This is a genomic window from Halorubrum sp. B53, assembly GCF_059752395.1.
This window is the reverse complement of sequence record NZ_MWTH01000011.1, coordinates 98,234-120,564: the sequence shown is the minus strand read 5'-3', so window position 1 is coordinate 120,564 and position 22,331 is coordinate 98,234. Positions and strand designations below refer to the sequence as shown.

Genomic DNA, 22,331 nt, shown 5'->3' with positions numbered 1-22,331 from the left:
TGCTCGGTCGCGGGGGCTCCCCGGGGCGATCAGACGTTTCAAGTTCGCCAGCGACGCAGGGGCCGTATGGACGGGAGCCGTCGGCGCGGGCTGGTGATCGGCGGGGCGGCGGCGGTCGCGATCCTCGCGGTGCTGTTCGCGGTCGTCGGCGCGGACCGGGTGGTCGACACGGTGCTCGCGGCCGACCGCGGGCTGGTCGCGGCGACGTTCGGGCTCGCGCTCTGCTGGCTTTTCGCGTGGAGCCTCATGCTCAGGACGGTGCTCGGCTCGCTCGACGTCCATCTCCCGATCGCGACGTCGTTCCTCGTCTACGCCGGCGCCGTCTTCGCGAACAACGTCACCCCCTTCGGACAGGCCGGCGGCGAGCCGGTCGCCGCGGCGCTCATCGCGAAGGTGTCGGGCTCGCGCTACGAGACGGGGCTCGTCGGCATCGCCAGCGTCGACGTGCTCAACGTCGTCCCCTCCATCTCCCTCGTCTTCCTCGGCGTCGGCGCCTACGCCGCCACCGCGGCCGTCGGCGAGCGGCTGGAGGTCGCCGTCACCGTCGCCGTCGCCCTGATCGCGTCGATCGCGACCGCGATCGCGCTCGGCTGGCGCTCCAGGCGGGCGATCGTGGACCGCCTCCCGGCCGCCGTCGGGGGGCTCCTCGGGCGGCTGCGGCGGTTCGACGCCGCCGCGGTCGAGGCGGCGCTCGCGGCGCGTCTCGGGAACTTCTTCGAGGACATCGAGCGCGTGGGCACGAGCCCGCGTCGGCTCGCGGCCGCGGTGGGGCTCTCGCTCGCGGGCTGGACGCTGCAGGCGGCCGCGCTCGCGGTCGCGTTCGCCGCCGTCGGCGCCCCGATCGCGCCGGAGATCGCGCTGTTCGCGGTCCCGCTCGCGTACGTCGCCGGCGCCACGCCGCTGCCCGGGGGGCTCGGCGGGATCGAGGCGGCGTTCGTCGCGCTGCTCGTCCCGACCACGGGCGTGGCCGCCTCGACCGTCACCGCCGCCGTGCTCGTGTTCCGCGGCGCCGTCTACTGGCTCCCGATGCTGATCGGCGGCGTCTCCGTCTCGGTGCTCGGCATCGACGCGGTGCGGTGAGCGCCGGCGTCTATTTAAGTACGACCGGCTCCGTCGAGGTCGACTGCGGCCGATACGAGCGACCGGATCGGCTCGGAAACCGGGAGCCGCACGCCACCGAGGCCGGCGTTACGCTTCCGCTCGGCTGACGAGCGCTCGGAAGTTCTCGAAGATCTGACCGGCGGTGACGTCCTCGAACGAGCGTCGCCCCGGCTCCCAGTCGAAGTCCTCGGCGAGGCGGTCGCGGTGAGAGGCGTCGATCTCCGGGTGAAATTGGACCGTCCACAGCGGCGCCGTCCGGTGGCGGGTGCCGAACGCGCTCGCGTGGTCGGCCGACGCGATCACCTCCATCCCGTCGCCGAGCTCCGTCACGGCGTCGCCGTGTAACGAGACGACGATCGGTTCGACGCCCTCGAACAGCGGGTCGTCGGCGAGGGTCGCCTCGACGAGTCCCGCGGTCGTCCCGACGCGCTCGACCGTCCCGCCGAGCGCGGAGTTGGCGACCTGATGCCCGAAGCAGACGCCCAGCGTCGGGATCTCCCGATCGACGAGTTCACGGACGAGAGACTCCTGCTCGGCGATCCACGGGCGGCGGTCGGCCTCGTAGACGGCGGCCGTGCTCCCGGTCAAGACCACGCCGTCCGCCTCGTCGAGGGGCACCCGCTCGCCCGCGACGAAGTCCACCTCCTCGGCGGTCGGGAACCCCGCCGCCAGCGCGTCGCAGTGGTACTCGCAGTCGGCGTCGACCTCGCTGCGAACGACGAACAGGTCCGACGCGACCGTGGTGGGAGTTGTCACACGCGCCCGTTCCGCGTCGATCGCCCTTACCCTTTCGGCTCGGGCGGTCGGTCGAACGCTACACCGCACGGGCGGTCGGTCGAACGCTACACCGCAGATCCGCGAGCCCCGCTCAGAAGAACAGCCACATCACGAGCAGCGCGTACAGCGCCACCAGCGCGATCACCGTCAGCCGGATGAGGATGTTGACGCTGAACACGAGCCCGTTGTAGTCGTTTTTAAGCAGCTTCAGCGGCGCCGTGCGCCGGCTTTCGAGCCCGATCGTCGCCGGCGAGACGTCGTCGAGGGCGCGCTCGATCGCCGCCTCGAGGGCGTCGACGTTCGACTGTTTCATGTTCGCCAGCTCGTAGATCGAGGCGTGGGTGTCCGTGGAGAACACGAGCACCTCGTCGTACGCCTCGCCGTGGCGGGTCTCCATCTCGCGGATGTCCGGCGTGACGCCGTTCGTGTCGATCCCGATCGTCAGCACGTCTTGCCCGTCGACTGACTCGACCACCGCGATCATGTCCTGGTCGGTGCGCTCGACCGCGAACCCGGCCGCGTACTCGCCGAGCGGCTCCTCGGCGATCCGCTCGCGGAAGTCGTCGAAGTGGCGCTTCAGGCGGTCGGCCTCGCTCGACCCGTACTGGACCTCCTTCGTCGGCCCGTCCTGGATGTCGTGTTTGTGGAGATCGACTAAGAGCACCTCGGACTCGTCGACGTCGCGCATGAACACCCCGGTGTCGTAGTCGTCGATCCCCTCGCTGTGGAGGTACACGACCTGCTTGTCGCCGAACCGGCGCCCGTAGAACTCGATCTCGCCGTAGTCCTCGTGGACGAGCCGCGAGGCGCGACCCGAGCCCTCGGGGTCGCCGACGGCGTCGAGGATCTTCTCGGCGTCGGTCGGGTTCGAGAGGTCCTCCTTGTGCGTGCAGGGGACGTGGAGGAAGAAGCCGTGCTCGTCGGCGCCGTCGTTCAGGGCCTCGATGACGTTCCCGCTGAGCTGGCCGCCGCCGAACCCGCCCAGCGGCCCGGGGTGGACCCACGGGGCGGCGAGCGTCAGCCGGTCGCCGTTGTCGATCGCGAGGGTCTCGACGGTCGGTTCGGCCTCGACGCCGAGGTCGAGCGACTCCCGGTCGTTCCGGAGGATCCCCGACGTGAGCGCGAACGCGGAGACGTCCGTGTTGCTCCGGATCAGGTAGTCGACGAGGGCGAGCACCGAGACGAGGAACGCGGCCGCGATCAGCAGCGACGCGAACGCGAACACGTGGCGGTACGTCGAGAACCCGAGGTCGCCGCCCGCGAACGCGTAGAAGGCCGCGATCAGCGCCGCCGGCTCCGCGAGCGACACGAGGAGGATCCGCTTGTAGCGGTCGATCCCCGTCGAGACGACGAGCGCGAGGATGTTGATCAGGTATATTGTGATGAAGAGGAGCCAGACGATGCTCCAGACGTTCCCGACGTCGTTGGCGCCGGAGAGCACCAGCGCGTAGACGAACAGGACGAGCTGGTTGACCAAGGCGAGAAAGAAGCTCCACGACCGAGGGTAGCTCGGCAGCAGCCGATGGAACAGCTCCCCGGCGAACAGAAATGGAAGCAGGAAGAGGAGGACCGCGACCGGTAGGACGCTGGACGGCTCGGGCGAGAGCGGCGTGAACGCCGAGAACGCCGAGAACGCGACGAGGCTGTACACCGCGCTGAGTCCGACCAGCGCCGGGAGCTGTACCTTCAGCGACGGGACGCTGAACACCAGCCGCTGGAAGACGTCGACGTTGTCCGCCCCCATCTACGAGGACACCCCGTAGATGGACTCCAGCTCGTCTATCGTGCGCGTCACGGAGAACTCCTCGACCGCCTCCCGGGTCCGGCGGTCGCCGTCGAGGCAGTCCTCGACCGCCCGCTCCATGTCGTCGAGGTCGCCGTACGCGAACCGGGCGCCGTTGGCCTCGCCGATGGTCTCGTCGAACGGCGAGACGTCGGCGGCGGCGACGGGCGTCCCGCAGGCGTTCGCCTCAAGCGTCGAGAGCCCGAGGGTGTCGCAGGTCGAGGCGGTGACGAAGACGTCGAGCGCGGAGTAGAAGGCGGGCAGGTCCTCGCGCGGGAGGAAGTCGCGGAACCGCGCGTTGTCCGGGGCGTCGCGTTCGAGGGCGTTGCGAACCGGCCCCTCGCCGACGAGCTCGAAGCGCGCCTCCGGCATCCGCTCGGCCAGCCGGAGGATCTCGTCGACGTTCTTGTTGCGGGTCATCCGCCCGCTGTAGCCGACGGTCGGCTCGTCGCGCTCGAACCGCGAGCCGTCGACGGGCCGGAACGTCTCCGTCTCGATGCCGACCGGGAGCTTCCGCGGGGCCACGTCGCGGCGGATCCGCGACGTCGACGCCGTGACGCAGTCGAACGACCGGAGGAACCGGTTCTCGTAGGCGACGTACACGCGCCCGGCGACGTCGGAGAGCGACTCCAGTTTGAGCCCCTGCACGAAGTAGTCCTCGACCGGCGTGTGGTGGGTGTAGACGGACTTGACGCCCCGCTTCTTCGCGTACCGGCGCCCCATCAGCCCCGTCGACGCCGGGCCGTGGCAGTGGACCACGTCGAGGTCGGGGAGGGTGGAGAGGCGGCGGTAGAGCGGGACGCGGTACTGGCGGTAGAAGGGGTTCGGCAGCGACCGCACCGGGATCTCCCGGGCGTCCGGCTCGTGGCTGCTCGCCGGGTAGACGACGTACACGTCGTGGCCTCGGTCCTCCAACCGATCGCGCCAGGACTGGATCGTGTAGGTGACGCCGTCGACGCCGGGGAAGTAGCTGTCGGTGAAGAATCCGATGTTCATGCGAGGGTCCGTCGTTCGCGTGTCGCCCGCCGGAGACCGATCTCGGGAGGGGCGCGGACGACGTTCTGACGAGCCGATCCGCCGACCGCCGCGTCAGCGGCGGACGGGAGCCGGTCGGACCGCGTCGGCGCGTCGGGATGTACAGCGGGTCGCACGGGTTCTGTCTCCGGGATTCCGCACCGAAAAGCTTCAACATTTTCATTCCGACCGCAGGCGGGGCGAGGCGGCGGCCGCGCGGGGCCGGGTCCCGTGGTAGAGCTAACCGGCGAGGCGGCGACCCCACCCTTAATCCCACGGGGCGCGGATCGGGAGGCATGATATCGACCGAACGCATGGCCGCGGTCGACGCCAACGCCGCCGCCCTCGGCGTGCCGCGGAAACAGCTCATGGAGTCGTCCGGCAACGCGGTCGCCCGCGAGGTGCGGGCGGTCGCCGAGCCGGGCGCCGAGGTCGCGCTGCTGTGCGGGCGCGGGAACAACGGCGGCGACGCGCTCGTCGCCGCGCGCTTCCTCTCGGCGTACGACGCGACGGTGCACCTGCTCGGTCGCCCGGAGTCGATCCGGACCGACATCGCGCGGGAGAACTGGGAGGCCCTCGGCGAGACCGATATCCCGACGGAGACCGTCACGGACTCGACCGACCTGTCGCTCGGCGACCCGGACGTGATCGTCGACGCGATGCTGGGGACCGGGGTGTCCGGCGCGCTCCGAGAGCCCGAGCGGACGGCGGCGCGGCTGGCCAACGAGCGCGACGCGACCGTCGTCGCCGTCGACGTCCCGAGCGGGGTCGACGCCGACACGGGCGGGCCGACCGGGGGGGAGTCCGCCGTCCGCGTCGAGGCCGACCGCGTCGTCACCTTCCACGACGGGAAGCCGGGGCTTGCCGGGCTCGACGCCGCCGTGACGGTCGCCGACATCGGCATCCCGGCGGCCGCGGAGCGGTACACCGGTCCCGGAGACCTGCTCGCGCTCGGCCGCGCCGGGGACTCGCACAAGGGCGAGAACGGCGAGGCCCTCGTCGTCGGCGGCGGCCCCTACACCGGCGCGCCGTCGCTGTCCGCGCGGGCCGCGCTCCGGGCCGGCGCCGACCTCGTCCGGGTCGCCTGCCCGGAGACCGTCGCGCGGGAGGTGCAGGGGTACTCCGCCGACCTCATCGTCCGCGGGCTCCCCGGCGATCGGCTGGGACCCGCCCACGTCGACCGCGTCGCGGAGCTCGCCGCCGACAACGACGTCGTCGTGCTCGGCCCGGGGCTCGGCGACGACGACGCCACACTGGCGTTCGTCCGTGAGTTCCTCGACGGCTACGACGGCCGGGCCGTCGTCGACGCCGACGCGCTCCGCGTCGTCCCCGAGGTCGACACCGACGCGACGCTGATCTGTACGCCGCACCAGGGCGAGCTCGTCGGGATGGGCGGCGAAACGGCCGAGGACCCGGACGAGCGGGCCGCGCTCGTGCGGTCGTTCGCCGACGAGATCGGCCACACGCTGCTCGTGAAGGGCGCCGTAGACATCGTCAGCGACGGCGACGCGGTGCGGTTGAACCGGACCGGGAACCCGGGGATGACCGTGGGTGGGACCGGCGACGTGCTCGCGGGGACGGTCGGCGCGCTGGCGGCCGTGACCGACCCGTTCCGCGCGGCCGCGGTCGGGGCGTACGTCAACGGGCTGGCCGGCGACGCGGCGGCCGCCGCGCACGGGAACGGGCTCGTGGCGACGGACTTACCCGACCGGCTTCCCGAGGCGATGCGTGATGAGTGACGAGCCAACGGAGGCGGCGGGGGAGCTGACCCACACCGACGACTCCGGCGAGGTCCGCATGGTCGACGTCGGCGCGAAGCCGGACACGAGCCGACGCGCGGTCGCGCGCGGCGAGATCCGGCTGACGCCCTCGACGATCGCGGCCGTGGAGGCGGACGAGGTCGGGAAGGGCGACGTGCTCGCGACCGCGCGGGTCGGCGCTGTACAGGCCGTCAAACACACGTGGGAGACGATCCCGATGTGCCACCAGATCCCGATCACGAACGTCGACACCGACTTCGCGGTCGGCGACGACCGGATCGAGCTGACCGTCGCCGTCGAGACGACCGGCAAGACCGGCTGCGAGATGGAGGCGTTGGAGGGCGTCACGACCGGCCTCAACGTCGTCTGGGACATGGTGAAGGCCGCCGAGAAGGACGGCGACGGTCAGTACCCGGACACCGGCATCTCCGGCGTCGAGGTCGTCGAGAAGGAGAAGCGGGCGCTCGACGGCGGCGACTGAGCCCCCGGAGCGGCGGGCGACGGACGCGCCCGCGGGCTCAGAACAGCCCGCTCACGTCGCCGTCGGCGTCCACGTCGATGTCCTCGGCGGCCGGCTCGGCGGGCAGCCCGGGCATCGTCATCACGTCGGCGGTCTTGGCGACGACGAAGCCCGCGCCGGCCGACGGCGACACCTCGCGGACGGTGAGCGTCCACCCCTCCGGCACGCCGGTCAAGGAGGCGTCGTCCGAGAGGGAGTACGGCGTCTTCGAGACGCAGACGGGGAGGTCGCCGTACCCCCACGCCTCGACGCGGTCGATGTCGGCGGCGGCGCCGTCGACGTACTCCACGCCGTCGGCGCCGTACACCTCGCGGGCGACGGTCTCGATCTTCTCGCGGATCGGCGCGTCGAGGTCATACAGCGGCGCGAACGTCCCGGTTCCGGCGCGCTCGCGGACCAGCTCCGCGAGGGCGGTCGCCCCCTCGCCGCCGTCGCGGTAGGCGGTCGAGCGCGCGACCGGAATCCCCGCGTCCGAAAGCGTCGATTCCAAGGCCGCGAGCTCCGACTCCGCGTCGTCAGGGAAGACGTTGATCCCGACGACCGCTGGGATCCCGAGCGACTCGATGACCTCGACGTGACGCGCCACGTTGTCGACGCCCGCCCGGACGGCCTCGGGGTCGGTCGCGTCCAGCGCGTCGAAGTCGGTCGGCCACATCTCCAGCCCGTGGCGCTTGGCCCCGCGGACCGTCGCGACGACGACCGCGACGTCCGGGACGACCCCCTCGCGGGCGACGATGTGCGCGAACTTCTCGGCGCCGAGGTCCGCCCCGAAGCCGGCCTCGGTGACGAGGTAGTCGGCGAGCGAGGCGCCGACCCGGTCGGCCACGAGCGTGTTGGTCCCGTGCGCGATGTTGGCGAAGGGACCGCCGTGGACCAGGGCGGGGACGCCCTCGACCGTCTGGACGAGGTTCGGGCGGAACGCGTCGCGGAGGAGCGCCGCCGCGGCCCCCGTGACGCCGAGGTCGTCGGGGGTGACCGGGTCCCCGTTCTCGTCCTCCGCGAGGACGATCCGCCCGATGCGGGCCTTCAGATCCGTCAGGTCCTCCGCGAGCCCGAGGACGGCCATCAGCTCCGAGGCGGCGGTGATGACGAACTCGTCCTCGCGCGGGACGCCGCGGGCGGGGCCGCCGAGCCCCACGACGGTCTCGCGGAGCGCGCGGTCGTTGACGTCGAGCGCGCGCGGCCAGTCGACGCGGCGCACGTCGATCCCCTCGTCGTTCCCCTGATGGAGGTGGTTGTCGAGCGCGGCGGCGATCAGGTTGTGCGCGGCCGTGAGCGCGTGGATGTCGCCGGTGAAGTGGAGGTTGATCGCCTCCATCGGGAGCACCTGCGAGTACCCCCCGCCCGCGGCGCCGCCCTTCACCCCGAAGACGGGGCCGAGCGAGGGCTCTCTGACCGCGACCGCCGCGGACTCCCCCAGCCCCGCGAGCGCCTGCCCGAGCCCCACCGTCGTCACGGTCTTCCCCTCGCCCTTCGGCGTCGGGGTCATCCCGGTGACGAGGACGGTCGTCCCGTCGCCGGGGTCGGCGTCCGCGGTCGCCGAGCGGACCGCGTCGAGGGTGAGCTTCGCGACCCCGTCGCCCCGCGGCTCGATGTCGGCGGGGCGCAGGCCGAGATCGGCCGCGACCGCCTCGATCGGCCGGGGGTCCGCGGCCCGCGCGACCGCGAGGTCGGACTCCGGTGCGTCGACCGCGTCGCCGTCCGGCTCTGAGTGCGCCATGCCGAAGCCTTCTCTCGGCGCGGTTATGAGTCTTGGACCCGTTCCCGCCCGTTAAAAATCGGCTGCCGGTCCATCGCTACCTGTTGGCGGTCGACTCCGCGCACTCCCCCGATTTTTCACCGCGCTCACAGGTCCAGGAACGGCGGGATCACGACCTCGGCGCGCTTCTCGTCGCCGCGCACCACGACGCTCACCTCGGTGCCGGCGTCGGCGTAGCCCTCGCGGAGGTAGCCGAGGCCGATCGGCTCGTCGAGCGTCGGGCTCATCGTGCCGGAGGTCAGCTGGCCGATCCGGGTGAGGTCGCCGTCGGTCACGGCGTAGCCGCCGCGCGGGACGCCGCGGTCGAGCAGGCGGACGCCGACGAACCGCTCGTCGACTCCCTGCTCCTTCTGCCGCTCCAGCGCGTCCCGACCGACGAACTCGGTGTCCAGCTTCACGACGAAGCCGATCCGCGCCTCGTAGGGGGTACGCGGTTCGCCCTCGGGATCGAAGTCCTGTCCGGAGAGGAGGTAGCCCATCTCGGTCCGGAGGGTGTCCCGCGCGCCGAGCCCGCACGGCTGTGCACCCTCGTCTGCGTCACCGCCGACGAACGCCGACCAGAGGTCCTCGACCGCGCTCGCCGGACACATGACCTCGAAGCCGTCCTCGCCGGTGTACCCGGTGCGGGCGACCCACGCGTCGACGCCCGCGATCCCGGCGACCGTCGCCTCGAACTTCGAGAGGCCGACCACGCGGTCCGCGGGGGTCGCGTCGTCGACGGCATCCGCCGCGTCCGGGCCCTGCACCGCGAGCATCGCCCAGTCGTCGGTGGCGTTTGCGACGGTCGCGTCGAGCCCGGCCTCGTCGCGGTAGTCGGTCCAGCGGTCGGTCATCTGCTCGTCGTGGCCCGCGTTCGGGACGAAGAGGTACGCGGGGTCGCCGTCGCCCGCGTCGAGGTCGCGGTCCATCCCGGCGAGCGCGTCGGCGCCCGTTCCGGCCTCGACCCCGTCCGGGAGCCGGTAGACGACGGTGTCGTCGAGCATGATCCCCTCGTCGTCCGTGATCGCCGCGTACTGGGAGTCGCCCGGGTCGAGCGCCGTCACGTCGTTCGTCGTCAGGCGGTTCATCAGCGCCGTCGCGTCCGGGCCGGCCACCTCGATCTCGCCCATGTGCGAGACGTCGAAGACGCCGACAGACTCCCGGACTGCGGCGTGCTCCTCGCGGATCGAGTCGAACTCGACCGGCATCTGCCAGCCGCCGAAGTCGGTGAACGTCGCGCCGCGCGCCTCGTGGGTCTCGTGGAGGGGTGGAAGCCGATCCGTCATGGCGGGACGGTCACCGGGACGGGTCTAAGGTCTTGCCATCGGGACGCCCTCGGCGCCGACAGCCTCAAGCCGCTTCCTCTCTCCCTGTCCCACGTGAAGCGGAACGTCTCCGGACTGCTCGCGCCCGCCGCCGCGGTCCTGATCGTCGCGCTCGTCGTCGCGGCGGCCGCGGGCGCGTGGCCCCCGTTCGTCGCCGTCGAGAGCGGGAGCATGGAGCCGACCGTCGAGCGCGGCGACCTCGTGGTCGTCACCTCGACGGAGCGGTTCCCCTGGGGCGGGCTGGTCGCGAGCGACGAGCCCGGCGCCCCGACGCGACTCGGCGGCCGGGGCGACGTGGTGGTGTTCGACCCGCCCGACGCGGAGACGCGGCCGATCCTCCACCGGATCGCGTTTCCCGTCAGCGCCGGGGAGGACTGGACGGACCGCGCGGACCCGGCGCTGCTCGACGGCGACTGCGCCGCGATCGAGGCCTGTCCCGCGCCCCACGACGGGTACATCACCTACGGCGACGCGAACGGGGAGTACGACCAGAGCGCGGGGATCGCCCCGGTCGTCCGCGAGGAGTGGATCAGCGCCAAGGCGCTGGTCTCGGTCCCGAACCTCGGCTGGTTCCGGGTCGGCGTCGACGCCGCAATCGCTCGGCTCGGCCTCCTGCCGACCGCCCTCGGCGTCGGCGGCGCCGCGGCGGTCGCGGGCGGCTTCGGCGCGGTGCTGATCGGGCGGATCGGCCGCGGGCGCGACGGTGCGGGGGAGTGACCGCGGCGCGGTAGTGAGAGCGACGCGGTAGTGAGAACGACGCGGTACGCGACCGCGAAGGCGACGCCTCACTCCGGCGCGGAGTCGGCCGGCGCGCCCGAATCGGTCTCCGCATCGCCGGGTTCGGCGTCGGTGGCGTCCCCGTCTGCGGCGTCCCCGCCGTCGGCGTCCTCGTTGCCGGCCCAATCTGCGGCGTCCTCGTCTCCGCTCCCGTTCGTCTCGTCGTCATCCCCGTTCGCCTCCTCGAGGGTCACCGACCCGTTCGCGGCGTTGCGCAGGGCGTCGGACCGCCCGAACTCGCCGGGCGCGATCGCGAGGGTCCGGATCCCGTACCCGTTCGCCGTCTCGACGACGGGCTTGAAGTCGGTGTCCCGGGAGGCGATCGCGAGGACCGACATCCGGTCCTCGGCCGCGAACCGGGCGGCGTCGACGGCGAGTTTCACGTCGACGTCGCCGCTCGTGATCACCACCTCGAACCCGCGCGCCTCGGCGGCCTGAATGAGCCCCGGGGTCGCGTGCTCGTCGAGGTAGAGCCGCGTCGTGACGAGCGGGCCCTCGGCCTCGGCGGCCCGCCGCACGTCGTCGAGGTCGACGTCGAACTCCTCGCGCAACACGTTCGGCCCGTCGACGAACAGCGCCACGCCGACCGGCTCCTCGTCCTCCCGACTGGATTCCATGCGACGAGGTCGGCGGCGGGCGGAAATATGCGTGCTGGTCCGAGCCGGCGCTCCCGCGTCCCGCGCCCCGTTGTTAAACACCTTATATTCGTATTACGACCTGACCGACGACCGTAGTGAATATACGGAGATTTAAAATAGTATGTCCAGCTATATCCAGTTAAGATGTCGAACTACGACACCTTCACCGTCATTTCCGAACAGAACGATCACGAATGCACCACGCTTCGTGCACATCCGCGCAACGAGACGTACCACGTCGTCGACTACGCCGACGACGACGCGCGCGAGACGGTCGCGGACCTGCCGGTCGGCTCGGTCGTCAAGATGGAGCTGTCGCGCGCCGGCCGCCGCAGCAACGTCTGGCGCGCCGAGGCCGTCCGGACCGCGCACACGGACGGCGGGAAACGGGAGTAAACGGCGACAAATCGACCGGTCCCGCCGCTCTCACCGCCTCGCGCCTTCGGTCCTTCCTCGCTGTCTATTTAAAAAGAACGCCGGTTGTCGCTAACGGTCTCGCGTCAGCCGCGGGTTCGTCACGGCGCCGGCGGCCGCGGAGTCGAAGTCGCGGGCGTACTTCGCGAGGATGCCGCCCTCGTACTGCGGCGCGGGCGCCTCCCACGCCTCGCGGCGCTCCGCGAGCTCCTCGTCGGAGAGGTCGACCGCGAGGTCGCGCTCGGGGATGTCGACGGTGATGTGGTCGCCGTCCTCGATGAGGCCGATCGGGCCGCCGTCGGCCGCCTCGGGGGCGACGTGGCCGATCATCGGGCCGCGCGTCGCGCCGGAGAATCGCCCGTCGGTGAGGAGCGCGACGTCGTCCTCGTGGCCCGCGCCGACGACGGCGGCGGTGACGCCGAGCATCTCGCGCATCCCGGGGCCGCCGGTCGGCCCCTCGTTGCGGATCACGATCACGTCACCGGAGTCGACCGCGCCAGATTGGACGTACTCCATCGCGTCCTCCTCGTTCTCGAACACGCGGGCGGGGCCCTCGTGGTAGAACTCGTCGTCGCCGGTCACCTTCAGCACCGAGCCGTCAGGCGCGAGGTTCCCCTTGAGGATCTTGATGGCGCCCTCCTCCTCCTTCGGCTCGTCGACGGTGTAGAGGAAGTCGGCCTCGATATCGTCGTCGTCCGGGAGCACGCCGCGCTCCTCCAGTTCGGCGATCTCCTCGGCGAGGGTGCGGCCGGTGACGGTCATCGCGTCGCCGTGGAGCAGGTCGGCCTCCAGCAGGCGACGGAGCACGACCGGGACGCCCCCGACCTCGTGGAGGTCGTTCATCACGCGGCTCCCGCCGGGCTGGAGGTCGGCGATCTTCGGCGTGCGCCGCGAGATCTCGTCGAAGTCCTCGATCGAGAGGTCGACGTCGGCCTCGGCGGCCAAAGCGAGCAGGTGGAGGACGCCGTTCGTCGAGCCCCCGATCGCGGTCTGGAGCGCGATCGCGTTCTCGAACGACTCCCGTGAGAGGATGTCGGAGGGGCGGCGGTCGTTCTCGATGCAGTCCAAGACGAGCTCGCCCGCCCGCTCCGCGACCGCGTAGCGCTCTTGGTCCTCGGCGGGCGCGGAGGCGGAGCCGAGCGGCGCCATCCCGAGCGCCTCGGAGATGGAGGCCATCGTGTTGGCGGTGAACATCCCGCCACAGGAGCCCGCGCCGGGGCAGGCGTGGCGCTCCAAGTCGTCGAGCTCTTCCCCGCTCATGTCGCCCTCGGCGTAGGCGCCGACGCCCTCGAACACCTGGACGATGGTGACGTCGCGCCCCTCGTGTTCGCCGGGCATGATCGAGCCGCCGTAGAGGAAGACGCTCGGGAGATCGGTGCGGATCGACGCCATCAGCATGCCGGGGAGGTTCTTGTCACAGCCAGCCACCGTCACCAGCGCGTCCATGCGCTCGCCGAAGGAGACGAGTTCGACGGAGTCCGCGATGACCTCTCGGGAGATGAGGCTCGCCTTCATGCCCTCGGTCCCCATCGAGATGGCGTCGGAGATGGTGATCGTCCCGAACTCGATCGGCATCCCACCCGCGGCGTCGATCCCCTCGATCGCCGCGTCGGCGACGTCGTCGAGGTGGACGTTACACGGCGTGATGTCGGCGGCGGGGTTCGGCACGCCGACGATCGGCGAGGAGAGGTCCTCGTCGTCGAACCCCATCGCCCGGAACATCGAGCGGTGGGGGGCGCGCGCCGCGCCCTCCGTCACGTCCCTGCTCCGCAGGTCCTCGTCCTTCTCGCCCGCGAACCGGTCCGCGTCTCCGCGCCCGCGAGCGGTCTCCCCCTCGTCGGATCGTGGCTGCTGTTCGCTCATAGTTGGTCCTGTCGCTCGGGGGTCTTAAACGGCCGCAAGGGGGCGAGGGTTGCTCGGGCCGGCGAACGCGTTCGGTCCGGTCGGGTTACCAGTCGCCGTCAAAAGAGATGTCGACGCCGCACGCGTCGGCGAAGTCGGTGAGGTGGCGCTTCTTGTCTCCCTTGTTCAGCGAGGTGTACACGTAGTAGCCGCCGCCGGCCGCACGATATAAACGCATCTCTTCGCCCGACGGGTGAGTCGGCTCATCGTTCAGTATCGCGATTTTCTTTCCCGGAACGTACGGAAGCGGGGCATACGCGTCGATCAGGTCGTGTTCCCTAATGAGATGATCCACGACTGTTCCCATAAGATCGGCCTGACTGTCGTCGCTGAACGATGTAGACTCCATTTGATCAGCGATTTTGATTACGTATGCATCGGACGAATCGACGGTTTCGGTCTCTTCACCGTGGCCTGACACAGTTTCCGATGGCGTGGAATTGCTCGCGGTGTCTCGACCGTCATTTTGATCGCTTTCCAGCTCCGAAATTAGGTCATCGACAAAAGTTTTCGAAAGAGACTCCGCCGGCTGTGAGACGACTTCGCCGACGCGGTCTACAACGGTTTTCCGGATCGCTTCGGCGATCTCCGATTTTCCGTCGGAGAGTGCATTAATCGCCTGTCGACGGCGTTCGACACGCTCGTATATTTCCGTCGACGCGCCCGACTGGATCGATTCTTTAGATAATGCCGCAAGCAGCCAGTCGTTCGCAGTGAGGTCGGCCAGTTCCATGCGCCTAAGAAGTTCCACGTCTGGCCTGTCGCCGTCCTTTTTAAGTCGGAAAACAAGAAACGACCTTCCGTTTGTGAGAAGTCCCCAGTCGACCCACTCTTGGCGCATGTAGCTTCGGAGCTGATCAGCGTGCGACTCGGAAATAGTCGTGTCACAGCCTTTCGCTTCGACGAACACCGCCGGAGATCCGTCGGCGAATAGCGCGTAGTCGACTTTCTTTTTACTCGACCCCATCTGGACCGAGTATTCCATCTCGATCGATGTCGAGTAAAAGTCCCAACCGAGTACGTCCCTTATAAACGGATCTATCAGCCGTGCCCGAGTGTTCTGCTCGTCCATCTGCGGGGACGCCTCCACGAGCGACTGCGAGCGTTCAATATACTTCGTCACCGTCTCCTCGTCCATCCTCCTGATACGTCGCGTGCGTGCCCTCTTAAAAGTACAAACGTCGGTAGTGTCGCGTTCACACCCGCGCCTTCAGCTCGACCCGGTACCCGAACGGGTCCCTGACGTACACCGCCGGCGCCTCCCCGGTCGCGCCGAGGGGCGAGTCGAGCGTCTTCTCTATCTCGACGCCGGCCGCGTCGAGTTCGGCCGCGATCTCGTCGAGCGACTCCTCGACGACGACGGCGACGTGGTCGTAGTTCGTCGCCGCCGGCGGCTCGAACGAAGCGGTGGGCCACAGGTGAACGACGGCCGTCGCCGACAACCGCACGTCGAAGAAGGGCTTCTCGTCGGCCGCGTACAGCGCGTCCTCGATCCCGAACCCGAGCCGCTCGCCGTAGAACTCCCGGGCGTCGTCGACGCCCTCCGCCGGGATCCGGAGGTTCACGTGGTCGATATGCCGTGCCTGCATGTGACGCGGTTGGGTACCGAACCGCAAAAATAGACGGGGATTTCCCGGGAGTGAAACCGGACACCACCGTATTTATGCGTAGACGTGTATCCATCACACATGACTACGTTCGATCGGGCCGAACACGCCGCTGCCGGCGTCGCCGTCGCTGCGTTCGCGGGTATCGCGTTCCTCGCGCTCGCCGTCGGGACGCCGACCGCGAGCGCGACCGGGGGCACCGGGGTGACGAGCGGCGGGACGGTGGCCGGCACCGGGGTGACGAGCACCGGGACGGCGGGTCCCCTCGGGATGATGGGCGGCGGGATGATGGGCGGCGGGATGATGGGCGGAGCGGGGGGCTTCCCGTTCGTCTTCTTCCCGTTCATGTTCCTCACGTTTGCGGCGCTCCTCGCGCTCGGCTACGTCGGGATCCGCGCGATGGCCGGACCGGACGAGAGCGGTCAGGTCGATACAAAGGCAGACGACGAAGAGACCGACCCGATCGCCCGGCTCCAGCGGCGGTACACCGAGGGCGAGCTCACCGAGGCCGAGTTCGAGCGGGCGCTCGAACGCGAACTCGGCGGCGAGGAGACCGACGGCGGCGTCGACCGGGCCGACGACGAGCGCGACATCGGCGGAGCGAGCGCGGAGCGTTCGCTCTCGGGACGCGAGCGATAGCGGGGCCGGCGGGTCGGCGGCCGTTCAGGCGAACGCTCGGAGGATGCCCGCCCCGTCCGTGCTCCGGCCGAGGTCCGGGAGGGTGGCGCGCTCGGGATGAGGCATGAGCACGGCGACCGTCTCGCGCTCGCCGAGGACGCCGGCGACGTTGTCGGTGGAGCCGTTCGGGTTGGCGGCGTCGGTGACGTTCCCGTCGGCGTCGCAGTAGCGGAAGAGCACGCGGTCGTCGGCGACGAGGTCGGCGTGTGCCTCCTCGCCGATCTCGAAGCGGCCCTCGCCGTGCGCGATGGGGACCTCGATCACGTCGCCCTCGTCGTAGGCGGCGGTCCAGGGCGTGTCCGCGCGCTCGACGCGCAGGTGGACGGGCTCGCACTGGAAGCGCGCTGAGGCGTTGGTGGTGAACGCGCCGGGGGTGAGGCCGGACTCCGCGCCGATCTGCGCGCCGTTGCAGACGCCGATCACGGGGACGCCGTCGGCCGCGGCCTCGCGGACCTCCTCCATGACCGGCGCGCGGGCGGCCATCGCGCCGGCGCGGAGGTAGTCGCCGTAGGAGAACCCGCCGGGGAGGACGATCCCGTCCGGGTCGGCCGGGAGGCCGTCCTCGTGCCAGACGCGCTCGGCGTCGACCCCGAGGTGCGCCAGCGCGCGGACCGCGTCGCGGTCGCAGTTCGATCCGCCGAACTGGACGACTGCGACCGTCATCGCTCGGCGACCGCGACGTCGTAGTCGTGGATGGTCGGGTTCGCGAGGAGCCGCTCGGCCATCTCGTCGGCGCGGTCGGCGGCCTCGTCGGCGTCGGCCGCCTCCAGGTCCACCTCGAAGCGGTCGGCGGACCGGAGGTCCGACAGCTCGAACCCGAGGCGTTCGAGCGCCTGCTGGGTGGTCTCGGCCTCCGGGTCGAGGACGCCCCGCTTCAGCCGGACCGTCACCGTCGCGGTGTATGCCGTCATGAGCGATACTGCGGAGTCGTGTGTAAAAACCGTTTTGGAATGCCTTTTATATGCACGTTTGTGGATATATCCCGGTCGATCGGGCGGGCGGCAGGCTCCGCGCGGAACGAAAGGGGCAAACCCCTCCGCGACTTGGTCCCGGTGTATGCAGCCGCTCGACACTGCGGAGGTGATCGTCGCATGACCCGCGAACTGACCGAGATCACGGTGGTCGGAGGAGACAAGACCGGACTCATCGCGCGGGTCACCTCCCTGCTGTTCGAGCGGGGGATCAACATCGAGGACCTCGACCAGGCGGTCCGCGAGGGCGTCTTCCGGATGACGACCCGCGTGGACGCCTCGGAGATGGAGACGTCCAGAGGCGAGCTCCGGCGCGCGCTCGCCGAGCTCGGCCGGGAGCTCGACGTCGACATCCAGGTGCGCTTCCCGAGCGACCGCGACGCGCGCCGGATCGCGCTGCTCGTCACGAAGGAGACGCACGCGCCCGAGGCGCTGCTGGAGGCCGAGGCCAACAACGAGCTCGCCGACGACGGGGAGGAGGCCGAGATCCCGGTCGTCATCGGCAACCGGGGCGACCTCCGGTCGCTCGCGGAGCGCTACGACAAGCCCTTCTACGACGTGGGCGACGGGAACGGCAACACCGACGAGGGCCGGCTGCTCGACCTGCTGGCCGAGTACGACGTGGACCTGATCGCCTTAGCCCGCTACATGCGGATCCTCTCGCCGGAGGTCGTCTTCCGCTACGAGGGCCGGATCATCAACGTCCACCCCTCGCTGCTGCCGGCGTTCCCCGGCGCGGAGGCGTACCGGCAGGCGAAGGACGCCGGCGTCCGCGTCGCGGGCGTCACCGCCCACTACGTCACGACCGACCTCGACCAGGGGCCCGTGATCGCCCAGCGCGCCTTCGACGTGCCCGCGGGCGCCGACGTCGAGGCGATCAAGCGCCGCGGGCAGCCCCTCGAGGCCGACGTGCTGCTCGACGCCGTCCGGCTCCACCTCGCCGACGCGATCGCGATCCACCGCGGCACGGTCCACGTGCGGGAGGACGCCGACGTCGACGCGCAGCTCGGCCTGAGCGACGCGGCCGTCGACGCCAACCCCGACGAGCCCGTCGACGGCGAGCCGCTGTCGCGCTCGGAGACGCCGCCGATCGAGAGCGACTGAGTCGCTCGTTCGGGCGACCTTTTTAAAAGCCCGAGCGCGTAGGGTACCGTCGATGCCTACGGACCGGTCCCTCGCGCGGTTCGTCGCCGACGGAAGCGCCGTCGTCCGCAGCGACGAGCGCATGATCCTACTCTTCCTCCTGCTGCTCTCCGTCGCGGCGCTCGTGGTCTTCCTCTACTACACCACCCTGCTCCTCGACGGGCTCCCGGACGTGATCCCCTCGGAGCCGCCGCGGCCGTGAGCGGCGCGGGGGCATCGGCTCTCAGTCGCCCTCCCGTCGCCCTCACTCGACCTCCTCGATCGACTCCGTGACGCGGGCGTGGAACTCTCGGAGCACCGCCGACTCGTCGTCGGCGAGCACCGTGTCGGAGTCGACGAGCGTCGCGAGCCCGAAGGATATCGGGGTCGGTGAGTCGACCGTGTGGTGGACCACGTCGACGTCGCCGTCGGCGACCCCCGAGAGCACCTCGCGAATGCCGGCGAGGTCGAGGCGGTCCTCCAGCAGCTCCCGGTACGTCTCCTCGGTGACGGCGAACTCGTCGAGCTCCTCGGCGAACGACAGCAGCATCTCGGCCGACACCTGCTGTTCGGCCGCCGTCTTCTCGTACCCCTTGTACCGCTTCAAGATGAGGAGCGAGCGCGCCGCGTCGATGCGGAAGTAGCGCTGGAGGAGGTCGGTCCCCTGCACCGCCTCGCGGAGGTCCTCGCGCGCCGTGTCGGGGTCCAGCTCGCGGAGGATCCCGGCGACGTCGACCTTGCGGTTCAGCGGGAGCGCGAGCGAGAAGCCGCGGTCCGCGACCGCGACGGCGACGTTCGCGTCCGTGCGGTTCGCGACCGCGGCGGCGACGAGCCGGGAGAGGCCGTCGTTGAACCGCCGACCGTAGTTCGAGTGGACGTAGAACCGGCGCTTGTACTCGGCCCGGTCGAGCTCCTCCTCCACGACGAGCCGGGAGGGCGTGGGGACGCTCTCGGCGCCCGCGTAGTTGACCTGCTCGTCGTACATCCGCGTGATTGCCCGGACCGCGTTCCCGTCGAGGGGGAACTCCCGGAGCCACGCGCGGACCGCCGGGGGGCCGCCGTCTGAAAGCCGGTCGAGCAGCTCGCCCTGGAACGCCAGCACCTCCCGCGCGAGGTCGTAGGAGAGCGGCAGCCGCTCGGAGTACCACGAGGGGACGGTCGGGCGCTCGCTCGTCCGGTCGACGTACACCTTCGAGCCGCGGCGGTACCGGAAGGCGAACCGCTCGCCCCCCAGCGCGAACACGTCGCCGGGGTCGAGGGTGTCGAGGTAGCTCTCGTCGAGCGTCCCGACCGGCTCGCCGTCGCGAGTGAGCACCTGACAGCTGAACGAGTCCGGGATTGTCCCGACGTTGGTCATATAAATGACCCGCGCCAGCCGGCCGCGCTTCCCGACGAGGAGTTCGCCGACCGGGTGCTCCTCGTGGTGGTGCTCCCCGCCCGGCGGGTCGTTCTCGTCGCGCCACACCTTCGGGTAGACGTTCCGGTCTTCGAGCCCCTCGTAGTCCGCCGTGAGGTACCGCATGAGCCGCTCGTACTCCCTCTCGCCGAACTCGCGATACGGGTGTGCGCGCCGGAGCGTCTCGCGGACCTCGCGGTCGGGTCGGATCCGGTTTATCGCCATCCCGTAGACGTGCTGGGCGGCCACGTCGTAGGCTCCCTCGGGGAGGAACACGCGGTCGACGAACCCGTCCTCGGCGCGGGCGAGCATCGCCGCGCACTCGACCAGCTCGTCGCGGTCGAGCGCGAACACCCGCCCCTCGACGGTCTCGCCGGGACTGTGGCCGGCGCGCCCGACGCGCTGGAGCAGCGCCGCGACCGACTTCGGCGAGCCGACCTGCACCACCAAGTCGAGGTGCGGCATGTCGATGCCGAGCTCCAAGCTCGTCGAGGTGGTCACCACGTCGAGCGAGCCCTCTTTCAGCCCCTCCTCGATCCGAGTGCGCTGGCCCTCGCCGAGGCTCCCGTGGTGGCAGCCCGAGTCCGACTCGTCGTAGCCGAACCGCTCGCGGAGCTCCTGCAACGTGCGCTCCGCGCCCGACCGGGAGTTGGTGAACACCAGCGTGTTCTCGTGGGACTCGATCAGGTCGCGGAGAGAGTTATAAAAGCGATCGGTGACGGCCGATCGGGGCGTGTGGATCAGGTCGGCCGCCGGCGTCCGCAGTTCGAGGTCGAACTCCCGGACGAAGCGCTCGTCCACCAGCTCGTAGGGTCGGGGGTCGAGCCCGGACTCGTCGCCCACCTCGCCGGCGACGCGCTCGCGGCCGACGAGGAACTCGGCCACCTCGTCGAGCGGCTCGACCGTCGCCGAGCAGCCGATCCGGGTCGGGGAGCCGTCGGCCAGATCCGTCAGCCGCTCCAGCGAGACGGCGAGGTGGGTGCCGCGCTTGTTCGCCGCCAGCGAGTGGATCTCGTCGACGACGACGTACTCGACGGTCCGGAGCTTCTCCTTGAACTTCGGGGAGTTGAGCAGGATCGCCAGCGTCTCCGGCGTGGTGTTGAGCACGTGCGGCGTCTCCTCCAGCATCGCCTGCCGGTCGGCTTTGCTCGTGTCGCCGTGGCGGATCGCCTGCCTGACCCCCGGATCGGGGTCGCCGTCTCCCTCGTCGCCGGCGGCCGCCTCCGCCGCGATCCCCTCGATCGGGGCCTCCAGGTTGCGCTCGATGTCGTTAGCGAGCGACTTCAGCGGCGAGACGTAGAGGCAGTAGACCGAGTTCTCCAGCTCTCCCGCCCGCTCTCGGGCGAAGAGGTCGTCGAGTACGGCGGTGAAGGAGGCGAGCGTCTTCCCGCTCCCGGTCGGCGCGGCGACGAGGCAGTTCTCTCCCTCGTCGACGTGGGGGATCGCCTCGCGCTGCGGCGGGGTGAAGAAGCCGCCGTTCTCGCCGACGTACGCGCCGAACTCCGAGACCCACCAGCGACGGACCGGCGGCGAGAGCCGGTCGAGCACGTGGGCGTCCGGGAGCGGCACGGTCTCCGGATCGAACTCGACGGAGGGGCCGTCGTGCTCGGCGAGGGCCTCGCGGAGGAGGGCCCTCGCCGAGGGGAGCTCCGCGCCGCGTTCCGTGAGTCCGGTCACTGTCCCGTACGTGGGCGCGCGGAGGCATATCGGTTGTGTCGGTGGCGGTGCGTGAACCGGCCCGTTTATCCGCGATCCGTCCGTGGCGCCGCACGTATGAGTGGAACCTCGCCGGCGACGGAGCGGGAGATCGACCGAAACCTGTTCGTCACCGTCTCCGGTCCGCCGGGCTGCGGGGCGACGACGCTGGTCGAGGGGCTGGCGGAGGCGCTCGACTGCGGCTACGTCTCCGGCGGGGAGCTGTTCCGCGAGATCGCCGCCGAGCGCGACATGAGCCTCTCGCAGCTGATCGCGAAGACCGGCGAGTCCGAGGAGATCGACCGCGCGCTCGACCGGCGGCTCCGCCGGATCGCCGAGAAGTGGGGCGCCGCCAACAAGGCGTTCATCCTGGAGTCGCGCCTCGCCGGGTGGATCGCCGGGAACCGCGCCGACGTCCGGATCTGGCTCGACGCCCCCGACGAGGTGCGCGCCGACCGGACGCTCGACCGCGAGGAGATGACCTCCGAGATGCAGGTCCGGGAAGTGATCGAAGAGAAGCGCTACCAGTCGTACTACGGGATCGACCTGTCCGACCGCTCGATCTACGACCTCGCGATCAACACGGGGCGGTGGGACGTGGAGACGACGCTCGACGTCGCGCTCACCGCGATCGAGGGGTACGACGTCGACGACGACGAGGGCGCGTTCGACACGCCCGACTTCGAGATTTAAGCGGCGCGTTTCGGGCCGCGACAGCTCCCGCTCACAGCGTGATCACGTGGTCGACGCCGACCTCGCCGAGCGCCGCGTAGAGGTCGGGGAAGCAGCCCACCGTCGCGCCCTCGACGGTGTTCGTCGGCTCGTAGTGGTCGCGCCCGTGCTCGTCGGTGTGGTCGAACTCGGCGAGCCCCCGGCGGGTCGCGCACTGGTCGCACAGCATGAGGAGGATCTCCCGCTCGGCCGCCACGTCGGCGAGCCGCTGGCCCAGCGGGTCGTCCTCGCGGAGCGCGTAGGTGTTGTCGTGGAAGAAGAACATCCCGACGACGTCGGCGCCGTGGGCCCCGGCCTCGAGCTGCGGGAGGATCATGTCCCCGAGCACGTAGTCGATGGTCTGTCCGGCCGTCGCGAAGACGTAGGCGACCTTCATACCGC

21 protein-coding genes and 1 pseudogene are annotated in these 22,331 nt (G+C 70.6%); 9 read left to right on the top strand and 13 right to left on the bottom strand.

Annotated elements, in window-relative coordinates; all coding sequences use genetic code 11:
- Window positions 1–66: 66 nt before the first annotated feature.
- A complete protein-coding gene (locus B4V06_RS09000; RefSeq protein ID WP_123112035.1) occupies window positions 67–1,080 on the top strand; it encodes a lysylphosphatidylglycerol synthase transmembrane domain-containing protein in 1,014 nt (337 codons plus the stop codon).
- 108 nt (window positions 1,081–1,188) lie between these two features.
- Here the strand turns inward: B4V06_RS09000 and B4V06_RS08995 are convergent, their stop codons facing one another.
- From B4V06_RS08995 to B4V06_RS08985, 3 genes are all read right to left on the bottom strand, one after another.
- Window positions 1,189–1,857, bottom strand: coding sequence for a type 1 glutamine amidotransferase (locus B4V06_RS08995; protein ID WP_498169299.1), 669 nt, complete (start codon window positions 1,855–1,857; stop codon window positions 1,189–1,191).
- Window positions 1,858–1,969: 112 nt separating this feature from the next.
- Complete coding sequence (locus tag B4V06_RS08990; protein ID WP_123112037.1) at window positions 1,970–3,622, bottom strand: DUF2070 family protein; 1,653 nt, start codon at window positions 3,620–3,622, stop codon at window positions 1,970–1,972.
- Window positions 3,623–4,657 carry a glycosyltransferase gene (locus B4V06_RS08985; protein WP_498169295.1) on the bottom strand — a complete coding sequence of 345 codons (1,035 nt, stop codon included), beginning with the start codon at window positions 4,655–4,657 and terminating at the stop codon, window positions 3,623–3,625.
- 314 nt (window positions 4,658–4,971) lie between these two features.
- Here B4V06_RS08985 and B4V06_RS08980 point away from each other — a divergent pair, with 314 nt between their 5' ends.
- A complete protein-coding gene (locus tag B4V06_RS08980; RefSeq protein ID WP_498169292.1) occupies window positions 4,972–6,414 on the top strand; it encodes an NAD(P)H-hydrate dehydratase in 1,443 nt (480 codons plus the stop codon).
- Complete coding sequence (gene moaC, locus B4V06_RS08975) at window positions 6,407–6,916, top strand: cyclic pyranopterin monophosphate synthase MoaC (protein WP_498169290.1); 510 nt, start codon at window positions 6,407–6,409, stop codon at window positions 6,914–6,916. The genes B4V06_RS08980 and moaC overlap by 8 nt, the downstream gene beginning before the upstream one ends.
- A 37-nt stretch (window positions 6,917–6,953) precedes the next feature.
- Here moaC and B4V06_RS08970 read toward each other — a convergent pair whose 3' ends face one another.
- Both B4V06_RS08970 and gcvT read right to left on the bottom strand, forming a co-directional pair.
- Window positions 6,954–8,675, bottom strand: a complete 1,722-nt coding sequence (locus tag B4V06_RS08970) for a formate--tetrahydrofolate ligase (protein ID WP_498169287.1) — start codon at window positions 8,673–8,675, stop codon at window positions 6,954–6,956.
- Between the two features lie 125 nt (window positions 8,676–8,800).
- On the bottom strand, window positions 8,801–9,979 hold the full coding sequence (gene gcvT, locus B4V06_RS08965; RefSeq protein WP_498169284.1) for a glycine cleavage system aminomethyltransferase GcvT: 1,179 nt from the start codon (window positions 9,977–9,979) through the stop codon (window positions 8,801–8,803).
- Between the two features lie 93 nt (window positions 9,980–10,072).
- Between gcvT and B4V06_RS08960 the strand changes: the two genes are divergently transcribed.
- A complete protein-coding gene (locus B4V06_RS08960; RefSeq protein ID WP_498169281.1) occupies window positions 10,073–10,735 on the top strand; it encodes a S26 family signal peptidase in 663 nt (220 codons plus the stop codon).
- 212 nt (window positions 10,736–10,947) lie between these two features.
- Here B4V06_RS08960 and B4V06_RS08955 read toward each other — a convergent pair.
- Window positions 10,948–11,412, bottom strand: a pseudogene (locus tag B4V06_RS08955) (NYN domain-containing protein); the annotation flags it as partial.
- A gap of 165 nt (window positions 11,413–11,577) precedes the next feature.
- Here B4V06_RS08955 and B4V06_RS08950 point away from each other — a divergent pair.
- Window positions 11,578–11,829: a DUF7999 family protein gene (locus tag B4V06_RS08950; RefSeq protein WP_123112045.1), complete on the top strand. Its 252-nt coding sequence runs from the start codon at window positions 11,578–11,580 to the stop codon at window positions 11,827–11,829.
- Window positions 11,830–11,919: 90 nt separating this feature from the next.
- Here the strand turns inward: B4V06_RS08950 and ilvD are convergent, their stop codons facing one another.
- The 3 genes from ilvD to B4V06_RS08935 all read right to left on the bottom strand — a co-directional run bounded on the left by ilvD (window position 11,920) and on the right by B4V06_RS08935 (window position 15,338).
- Window positions 11,920–13,710, bottom strand: coding sequence for a dihydroxy-acid dehydratase (ilvD, locus tag B4V06_RS08945; protein WP_498169279.1), 1,791 nt, complete (start codon window positions 13,708–13,710; stop codon window positions 11,920–11,922).
- 85 nt (window positions 13,711–13,795) lie between these two features.
- Window positions 13,796–14,887, bottom strand: a complete 1,092-nt coding sequence (locus B4V06_RS08940; RefSeq protein WP_498169277.1) for a type I restriction enzyme HsdR N-terminal domain-containing protein — start codon at window positions 14,885–14,887, stop codon at window positions 13,796–13,798.
- Window positions 14,888–14,945: 58 nt separating this feature from the next.
- Complete coding sequence (locus B4V06_RS08935) at window positions 14,946–15,338, bottom strand: VOC family protein (protein WP_123112048.1); 393 nt, start codon at window positions 15,336–15,338, stop codon at window positions 14,946–14,948.
- Window positions 15,339–15,437: 99 nt separating this feature from the next.
- Between B4V06_RS08935 and B4V06_RS08930 the strand changes: the two genes are divergently transcribed.
- Window positions 15,438–15,995, top strand: coding sequence for an SHOCT domain-containing protein (locus B4V06_RS08930; protein WP_498169274.1), 558 nt, complete (start codon window positions 15,438–15,440; stop codon window positions 15,993–15,995).
- A gap of 24 nt (window positions 15,996–16,019) precedes the next feature.
- On the opposite strand, the gene purQ is transcribed toward B4V06_RS08930, so the two are convergent.
- Together purQ and purS are read right to left on the bottom strand one after the other, a co-directional pair.
- Entirely contained in the window at window positions 16,020–16,697 is a 678-nt protein-coding gene (gene purQ, locus B4V06_RS08925; RefSeq protein WP_123112049.1) for a phosphoribosylformylglycinamidine synthase I, read from the bottom strand.
- Complete coding sequence (gene purS, locus B4V06_RS08920; protein WP_123112050.1) at window positions 16,694–16,945, bottom strand: phosphoribosylformylglycinamidine synthase subunit PurS; 252 nt, start codon at window positions 16,943–16,945, stop codon at window positions 16,694–16,696. Before purS ends, purQ begins: the two co-directional genes overlap by 4 nt.
- Window positions 16,946–17,125: 180 nt before the next feature.
- Between purS and B4V06_RS08915 the strand changes: the two genes are divergently transcribed.
- Complete coding sequence (locus B4V06_RS08915) at window positions 17,126–18,109, top strand: formyltetrahydrofolate deformylase (protein ID WP_123112051.1); 984 nt, start codon at window positions 17,126–17,128, stop codon at window positions 18,107–18,109.
- Between the two features lie 52 nt (window positions 18,110–18,161).
- The gene (locus B4V06_RS08910) at window positions 18,162–18,350 is read left to right on the top strand and encodes a hypothetical protein (RefSeq protein WP_123112052.1); all 189 of its coding nucleotides are present in this window, start codon (window positions 18,162–18,164) and stop codon (window positions 18,348–18,350) included.
- A 42-nt stretch (window positions 18,351–18,392) separates the two neighbouring features.
- Here B4V06_RS08910 and B4V06_RS08905 read toward each other — a convergent pair whose 3' ends face one another.
- The gene (locus B4V06_RS08905) at window positions 18,393–21,200 is read right to left on the bottom strand and encodes an ATP-dependent helicase (RefSeq protein WP_123112053.1); all 2,808 of its coding nucleotides are present in this window, start codon (window positions 21,198–21,200) and stop codon (window positions 18,393–18,395) included.
- A gap of 96 nt (window positions 21,201–21,296) precedes the next feature.
- On the opposite strand from B4V06_RS08905, the gene cmk reads away from it, so the two are divergent.
- Entirely contained in the window at window positions 21,297–21,911 is a 615-nt protein-coding gene (cmk, locus tag B4V06_RS08900; RefSeq protein WP_123112054.1) for a (d)CMP kinase, read from the top strand.
- A 31-nt stretch (window positions 21,912–21,942) separates the two neighbouring features.
- Here cmk and B4V06_RS08895 read toward each other — a convergent pair whose 3' ends face one another.
- Complete coding sequence (locus tag B4V06_RS08895; RefSeq protein ID WP_123112055.1) at window positions 21,943–22,326, bottom strand: SaoD/DsrE family protein; 384 nt, start codon at window positions 22,324–22,326, stop codon at window positions 21,943–21,945.
- Window positions 22,327–22,331: the final 5 nt, after the last annotated feature.